This window comes from Methylobacterium sp. WL103 (assembly GCF_008039885.1).
GTDB lineage: Bacteria > Pseudomonadota > Alphaproteobacteria > Rhizobiales > Beijerinckiaceae > Methylobacterium > Methylobacterium cerastii.
Window position 1 is genome coordinate 1 of the sequence record NZ_VRUX01000209.1, and the last position, 6,830, is coordinate 6,830.

6 protein-coding genes and 1 pseudogene are annotated in these 6,830 nt (G+C 72.0%); 4 read left to right on the plus strand and 3 right to left on the minus strand.

The window, feature by feature from the left end; genetic code table 11:
* The 4 genes and pseudogenes from FV222_RS31190 to gmk form a co-directional block, all read left to right on the plus strand.
* Window positions 1–178: pseudogene (locus FV222_RS31190) on the plus strand (aminodeoxychorismate lyase); the annotation flags it as partial.
* Window positions 175–579 carry a VOC family protein gene (locus tag FV222_RS13795; protein WP_210248486.1) on the plus strand — a complete coding sequence of 135 codons (405 nt, stop codon included), beginning with the start codon at window positions 175–177 and terminating at the stop codon, window positions 577–579. The pseudogene FV222_RS31190 and the gene FV222_RS13795, both read left to right, overlap by 4 nt.
* A gap of 53 nt (window positions 580–632) precedes the next feature.
* Complete coding sequence (locus FV222_RS13800) at window positions 633–1,508, plus strand: YicC/YloC family endoribonuclease (protein WP_147814672.1); 876 nt, start codon at window positions 633–635, stop codon at window positions 1,506–1,508.
* A gap of 44 nt (window positions 1,509–1,552) precedes the next feature.
* Complete coding sequence (gmk, locus tag FV222_RS13805) at window positions 1,553–2,224, plus strand: guanylate kinase (RefSeq protein WP_147763714.1); 672 nt, start codon at window positions 1,553–1,555, stop codon at window positions 2,222–2,224.
* 13 nt (window positions 2,225–2,237) lie between these two features.
* Here gmk and FV222_RS13810 read toward each other — a convergent pair whose 3' ends face one another.
* The 3 genes from FV222_RS13810 to FV222_RS13820 form a co-directional block, all read right to left on the minus strand.
* Window positions 2,238–2,822: a biliverdin-producing heme oxygenase gene (locus tag FV222_RS13810; protein ID WP_147814674.1), complete on the minus strand. Its 585-nt coding sequence runs from the start codon at window positions 2,820–2,822 to the stop codon at window positions 2,238–2,240.
* Window positions 2,819–5,428 carry a histidine kinase dimerization/phosphoacceptor domain -containing protein gene (locus FV222_RS13815; protein WP_147814676.1) on the minus strand — a complete coding sequence of 870 codons (2,610 nt, stop codon included), beginning with the start codon at window positions 5,426–5,428 and terminating at the stop codon, window positions 2,819–2,821. The genes FV222_RS13810 and FV222_RS13815 overlap by 4 nt, the downstream gene beginning before the upstream one ends.
* A gap of 115 nt (window positions 5,429–5,543) precedes the next feature.
* A partial coding sequence (locus FV222_RS13820; protein WP_147814678.1) for a dihydrolipoyl dehydrogenase occupies window positions 5,544–6,830 on the minus strand: 1,287 nt, incomplete at its 5' end.

Here is a 6,830-nt window from a genome sequence, read left to right on the forward strand (position 1 = left end):
CGCCTCGGCCTTCGCGCCGCCGACGAACGCCTACGCGCTCGACGGCGCGACCATGGCGCCCGGCGCCCCGCGGCCGAAGGCCTTCGACGCCTCGGAGGGCACGAAGCTCGACCCGCTGAAGAACAAGACCTACGACCTCGGCTCGCCCAAGACCGTGCCGGCGCTGAAGCAGCCTTGATCGTACCCGACGCCGCGGCGCCGTCCGCACGCACCATCCAGGACGAGCCGATGCACCTGAACCACGTCAACCTCGGCGTCACCGAGGTCCCGGCCACCGTCTTGATGTTCGAGACCTATTTCGGGCTTCGCCGCACAGGGATGCCGGTCGACGACAAGATGGCCTTCCTCACCGACGACGGCGGCGGCATCCTCAGCCTGTTCCGCGTGAAGGATGCGACCTACCCCAAGATCTTCCACATCGGCTTCATCCAGGAGCGCGTGGAGCAGGTCCACGCGATCCACACCCAGCTCACCGATGGCGGCTTTTCACCGGAGGCGCCGCGCGAGGAGCACGGGCGCGTGACCTTCTACTTCCAGGCGCCGGGCGGGTTCACGGTGGAAGTGAACGCGTTCCTGTAGGCTCCTCGTCACAGCAAAACTTACCCCGTCGCAACGCAGGGCATCGCACGACCATGATCGCGAGCATGACCGGGTTCGCCCGGGCCGCCGGCACCACCGGGCCGGTGCAGTGGGCCTGGGAGGTCCGCAGCGTCAACGGGCGCGGGCTCGACGTCCGGCTGCGGGTGCCGAACGGTTACGACGCGGTTGGCGAGGTCGCGCGCATCGCCCTGCAGAAGACGCTGTCCCGCGGCCAGTGCCAGCTGTCGCTGAACCTCACGCGGCCCGAGAGCAAGGCCCGGGTGCGGATCGACGAGGCGCTGCTGGCCCGGCTCGCCGAGGCCGTCGCCCGCGTGCCAGTGCCGGAGGGGATCGCGCCCGCGACGATGGACGGGCTGCTGTCGATCCGCGGTGTGATCGAGTCCGAGGACGAGGCCGCCACCGATCCCGATGCGCTGGCCCGCGACCTCGCGGAGGGCGTCGTCCGGCTGGTCGCCGACCTCGTCGAGGCGCGCCGCGCCGAGGGCCGACAGCTTGAGGAGATCGTGGCGGCGCAGGTCGCGCGGATGGCGGCGCTGACGCAGGACGCCGAGAGCTGCCCGGCACGCAGGCCCGAGGCGATCCGCGCCCGGCTCGCGGCCTCCGTCGCGGGCCTGCTGGAGCCCGGCGGCCTCGATCCCGAGCGCCTGCACCAGGAGGCGGTGATGATGGCGGCCAAGGCCGACGTCCGCGAAGAACTCGACCGCCTCAGCGCCCACCTCGCCTCGGTGTCCGAGCTGCTGGCGGCGTGCGGCGCGATCGGGCGGCGCCTCGACTTCCTGGCCCAGGAGCTCGGGCGTGAAGCCAACACGCTCTGCGCCAAAGCCAACGACGTGGCACTCTCGCGAATCGGACTCGACTTGAAGGCCGTGGTGGAGCAATTCCGCGAGCAGGTTCAGAACGTCGAGTGACGGGGCGGGGCGATGGGCGCACGGAACACGGCCGGGGCATGCGGATGACGGACGCCCCCTCGCAGTCGGTCTCGGATTCCATCGCCCGCCGCGGGCTGATCCTGATCCTGTCCTCGCCCTCCGGCGCCGGCAAGACCACGCTCACGCGCGCCATCGCCGACGACGGCGGCTGGGGCCTCGACCTGTCGATCTCGGTGACGACCCGGGCCCGGCGCCCCTCCGAGATCGCCGGGCGCCACTACCACTTCATCGAGCGCGAGGCCTTCGAGGACCTGCGCGCCCGCGACGACCTGCTCGAATGGGCCGAGGTCCACGGCAACTTCTACGGGACGCCGCGGCGCCCAGTGGAGAAGGTGCTCAGCGCCGGCCGGGACATGATCTTCGACATCGACTACCAGGGCACCCGCCAGGTGCGCGGCAAGCTCGCCGACGACGTGGTGACGGTGTTCATCCTGCCGCCGAGCCTGGAGGAGCTGCGCCACCGCCTGGAACGCCGCGCCGAGGACAGCCCGGAGACGATCGAGAAGCGCCTCGCCAACGCCCGCGTCGAGATCCAGCGCTGGAGCGAGTACGACTACGTCATCGTCAACGACGACTTGCAGAACGCCTTCGACGCCCTGCGCGGCATCCTGGCCGCCGAGCGCCTGAAGCGGACGCGCCGGACCGGCCTCGAAACCTTCGTCGACGGGCTGCTCGGAAAGGACCGCGAGGGCTGAGGCGGGCCGCCCCTCATCCCACCCGATGCGAGGCGGACGTGTCCGGCGCGCAGAGCCAGGCCTTGAGCGCGTCGAACGTCGCGGTGCCGGAGGCGAGCGCCGCCTCCGCCTCCGCGTCGCTCGACAGGCGGTCGAGCCGGGCTCGGAACGCGTTCCACATCAGGCCCGTCTGCCGTCCATGTGCGCGGTAATAGACGAGGCCCGCATCCGCGAATCCATGGAGCGCACCGATGTGCCGGCCGATGACCTGGCCGCCCAAGGTTGAGCCTTCGAGCACGTAGAGCGCGCCCATCGCCGCCGCAGAATCCGCGAACGTCACGGCCGAAGGTCGGGGCAGGGCGGCGATGTCGGCGTCCGGCATGCCGAGGTGGGCGAGGTCCGCCTCCAGCGCGGAAAGCCGCCGCCGCGGTCCCCAGAACGCCGCGTCGGCGAGGGCGTCGCCGATCGCCGGCTCGTAAGCCGAATGGAAGCCGTGGAAGCGGGCGAGGAGGTCGCGATACCCGTCCCGGGTGGCGACGCGCGCGCGCCAGTCGAGCGCGTCTTCGAGGCCCTGGTGCGCCGAGGCGGTCGCGGCGCGCAGCCGCTGGTGCAGGCTCACGCGGTGATCGTGAAGCAGGCGCCGGGCGCGTTGTCGACGTCGAGGCGGGCGTTGATCTGGTCGAGCATCGCCCGGATCAGCTTCATCCCGAGGCCGACCCCGGTGCCGTTGGCGCGGGGCTTGGTCTCCGACCAGCCCTCGGGCAGGCCCTCGCCGTCGTCGCAGACGCGCAGCCGCACGGTGCCTGCGCCGTGACCCGAGACGGTGACCGCGACGCGGCCGACGCCCTCCGGCTTGGCGGCGTACTTGAAGGCGTTGGTCACGAGCTCGGTCGCGATCAGCGAGAGCGCCACCGCCTTGCGGTAGGGCACCATCAGGCCGGGCTCGGCGGTGAGGTCGACGGCGTGTCCGCCGCCGGCCATGCCGGCGAGGTCGGCGCACAGGGCCTCGATGGTCTGGCCGAGGTCGACCTCCTCGACGTTCTCCGCCTGGTAGAGGCTGTCGTGGACGCGGGCGACGCTCATCACCCGGGCGGAGGTGTCGGCGAAGGCCTGCCGGGCGGCCGGATCGGTGACCTGGCGCCGCTGCATCTGCAGGAAGGCCGAGACGATCTGGAGCGAGTTCTTCACCCGGTGGTCGATCTCGCGGGTCAGCAGATCCTTCTGGGCGAGCAGCCGCTCCTTCTCGGCGAGGAGGCCGGTGAGCTCGTCGATCTTGCGGCGCTGGCGCAACACGACGCCCTCGACCGCGTGGGCCAGCGAGCCGGCCAGCGAGACCTGCCAGTCGGCCCAGGGGGTGGCGAAGCCCGTGCGCTCCTCGACCCAGCGCTCGAACGAGCGCCGCGGCAGCACCGCGACGGGGCCGCTGCCGGCGAGCACGGGCTTCCGGGGATCGCCGCTCCACGTCACCGTGCTCGACACCTCCGGCCGGAACCACAGCAGCAGGTGCTCGCGCGACTCGTCGACGAAGGCGGCGAGCAGCCCGCTGGCGATCTCGCGGTGCGCGGCGGCGGCGGGACACTGCGTGGGGAAGTTGGCGTCGGCATAGGTCGTCTCGGCCGGCGCCAGCGTCTGCTTCAGCCAGTCTCCGATGGCCCGGACGGCCTCCTCGGGGGGCGTCGCGCCGATCAGCGTCGCGCGGGTGCCCGAGACGATGGCCGCGCCCGTCGAGCCGAACAGGTCGAGGAGGGTGGTCGAGCCGGCGGTCAGCGCGGCGACGAAGTCGTCCGAGCGGGTCAGGCCGCGGACCAGGCGTCCCTCGGTGTCGAGATGCGCCTGCCGCTCGGTCCAGAGCCGGCGTGCCTCGATCTCCTGAACCCGCATGGCGAAGGCGTCGGTCAGCACCGTCGCGGCGGCACGGGTCTCGGGTGCGACGTAGTGCGGATGGCGGTGATGGCCGATCATCAAACCCCAGAGCCGCCCCTCGACCATGATCGAGATCGACATCGAGCCGTTCACGCCGAGGTTGCGCTGGTACTCCAGGTGGATCGGCGACAGCGTTCGATGCTGCGCGAAGGTGAGGTCGATCGGCCCGTTGCCGGCCGCAGGTGCCGCGACCAGCGGCACCGGCACCGAATCACGGTCGATCACGAAGCGGCTCTTGGCCTTGGTGTAGAGAGCGCGCGCCTGGGCCGGGATGTCGGAGGCTGGAAACCGCAGGCCGAGCAGGGCGCGCGACCAGTCCGGCACCTTGTCCTCGGCGATGGCTTCGCCGTTCCAGTCGCCATCGAAGCGGTAGACCAGCACGCATTCGAAGCCGGTGAGCGCGCGGACTTCGAGGGCGGCGATGCGGGCGGCGCCGTTCAGAGTCTCGGCGGCGCGGAGCCGGGTGACGGCGAGTTCCGAATCGGTCTGGGTCGCGACCCGGAAATCCTCCGGATGCTCGGGTTCGAGTTCGAGCTCGACGATGACCCGGCCGGAATGGGCGTGGACGATGGCGTAGTAGCTGGCGCGGTCGTCGCCGGCGAGCTTGAGCGTGCGGCGGATCGAGCGCCCGTCGTCGAGGGTGGCGCTGGCCAGCCGCTGGCGGATCGTCTCGACGAAGGCGCTCGGCAGCACATCGGAGAGCGGCAGGCCGGCGATCCGCTCGGGCGCACGGCTCAGCACATCGCGGACGTTGGTGCTGTGGGCCAGGATCTCCAGCGTGCCGGCGTCAGCCGCCAGCATCACAGCGTTCGGCTGGATCGAGCCAGGAATGTGGATCGGCTCGCGCTCGCACAGCTGCGGATCGACCGGCTCGGCCCGGACCCGGCGGCCGATGGCAGCCATCACCGCCTCGCGCGGCTGGCCGGCGCCGAGGGTCTCGACGGGGCTGATCGTCAGCCAGGTGACGGCAGCCCCGCGCCGCATCCGCACCCGGGCTCGCAGCGGCTGCGGCATGCGCCCGAACACGAAGTCGAAGCTCTCGTCGAGCTGCCCGCGGCGCGTGCCCGAGAGGAAGCGACCGAAGAAGCTCGGCACGTTGGTGCTCGGCACCACCTCGCGGAAGTAGTTGCGGCCGACCACGGCGTCGCTCGACAGCCCGGTCAGCGCGCTCGCGCCCTCGCTGAACGACACGATCGTCCCGGCGGCGTCGAGCCCGATCACCCCGATGTCGAGGCCGTCGCGCTGTTCGGCCGTCAGGGCGTCCATGTCGATCGCATCGCCGTCGGCAACGATCGTGGTCATCAGGAATGGGACCGGCTCATCTGCGGCCCGGTATGACCCGTGGGACGGGCGGGCGCAATGGCGTCCGCATTACGCCGCGCGACGCGTTCGAGCACGACGATGCCGCGCGATGCGATCAGCGCTCAAGTCTTTGTATGAGATCAGACAATGCGCTCGCAAGGCCTTCCTCGAGGGTCGGATGGTAGATCGGCCGCGCCCGCATCGCTTGGGCGGTCAGGCGATCGCCGATCGCGTGGGCGAGGAGGTGCGCGAGGTGCTCGCAGGACGGCCCGAACAGCTCGCCGCCGAGCAGGCGCCCGCTCCGATCCGCCCAGAGCCGAATGCCGCCGCGGTTGACGCCTTCGACCCCCGCCCGGCCCTGGTCGTCGAACCGCATCCCGCCGACGACGCAGTCCGCATCGGCGTCGAACGCCGCCCCGACGCTCGCCGCCTGCGGATGGGTGAACACCATGGCGAGCGCCGGCCAGGGTTCCGGCGCTTCGAGGCTCGAGCCTGCGGCGAGCGCCGCCGCGTTCCGACCGGCGATGCCGCCCTGGCGACTCGCCTCGTGCAAAACCGGCCGCACCGCGTTGGCGTCGCCCGCGATCAGGATCGGCGCGCCCGCGCAGAGGAGGGTTCGTGCGTCGAAGTCCGGCATGCCTGATTCGTCGAGGCGAAGGCCGACCTCCGCGAGCCCGAGGCCTTGCAGGTTGGGCGGCCGGCCGGCGGCGGAAAGCACCCGCGCGAAGGTCTGCGTGCGCAGGGCGCCGTCCGCCTCCGTCCACGTCAGCTCTGCGCCGCCGGCAACGGGCTCGGCCGCGACGAGTTCCGAACCGAGATGCAGGGTCATCTCCTCAGCGAAGATCGCGGCGGCCTGCTGCTGGAGGCCGGGCTCGCTCAGGCCGGCGAGGCCGAACCCGGTGTCGAACACACTCACGGCCACGCCGAGCCGCGCCATCGCCTGGGCGATCTCGATGCCGACCGGGCCGCCGCCGACCACCGCCAGGGATTCCGGAAGGTCGGGACGCTCGAACACCGTGTCGGTGGTCAGGACCGCGTCGCCGAGGCACCGGAGCGGTTTCGGCACGCGCGGGCTCGACCCCGTCGCGATCACCGCGGAACGGAAGGCGACCCGGTGGCCTTCGCCGACCGCGAGCGTCCGGGCATCGAGGAAGCGAGCCTCGCCGGCCAGCCGCTTGGCCTCCGGGATGGCGTCGACCCCATCGAGCACCGCGGCGACGAAGCGGTCGCGCTCGGCCCGCACCCGCGCCATCACCGCGGGACCGTCGATCGACACGCACGCAACCGCGACGCCGAACAGGCTCGCGTGCCGGGCGTCGTGGGCCGCCGCGGCCGCGGCGACGAGCAGCTTCGAGGGCATGCAGCCGACCCGCGCGCAAGTAGTGCCGCCCGGCCCGCGCTC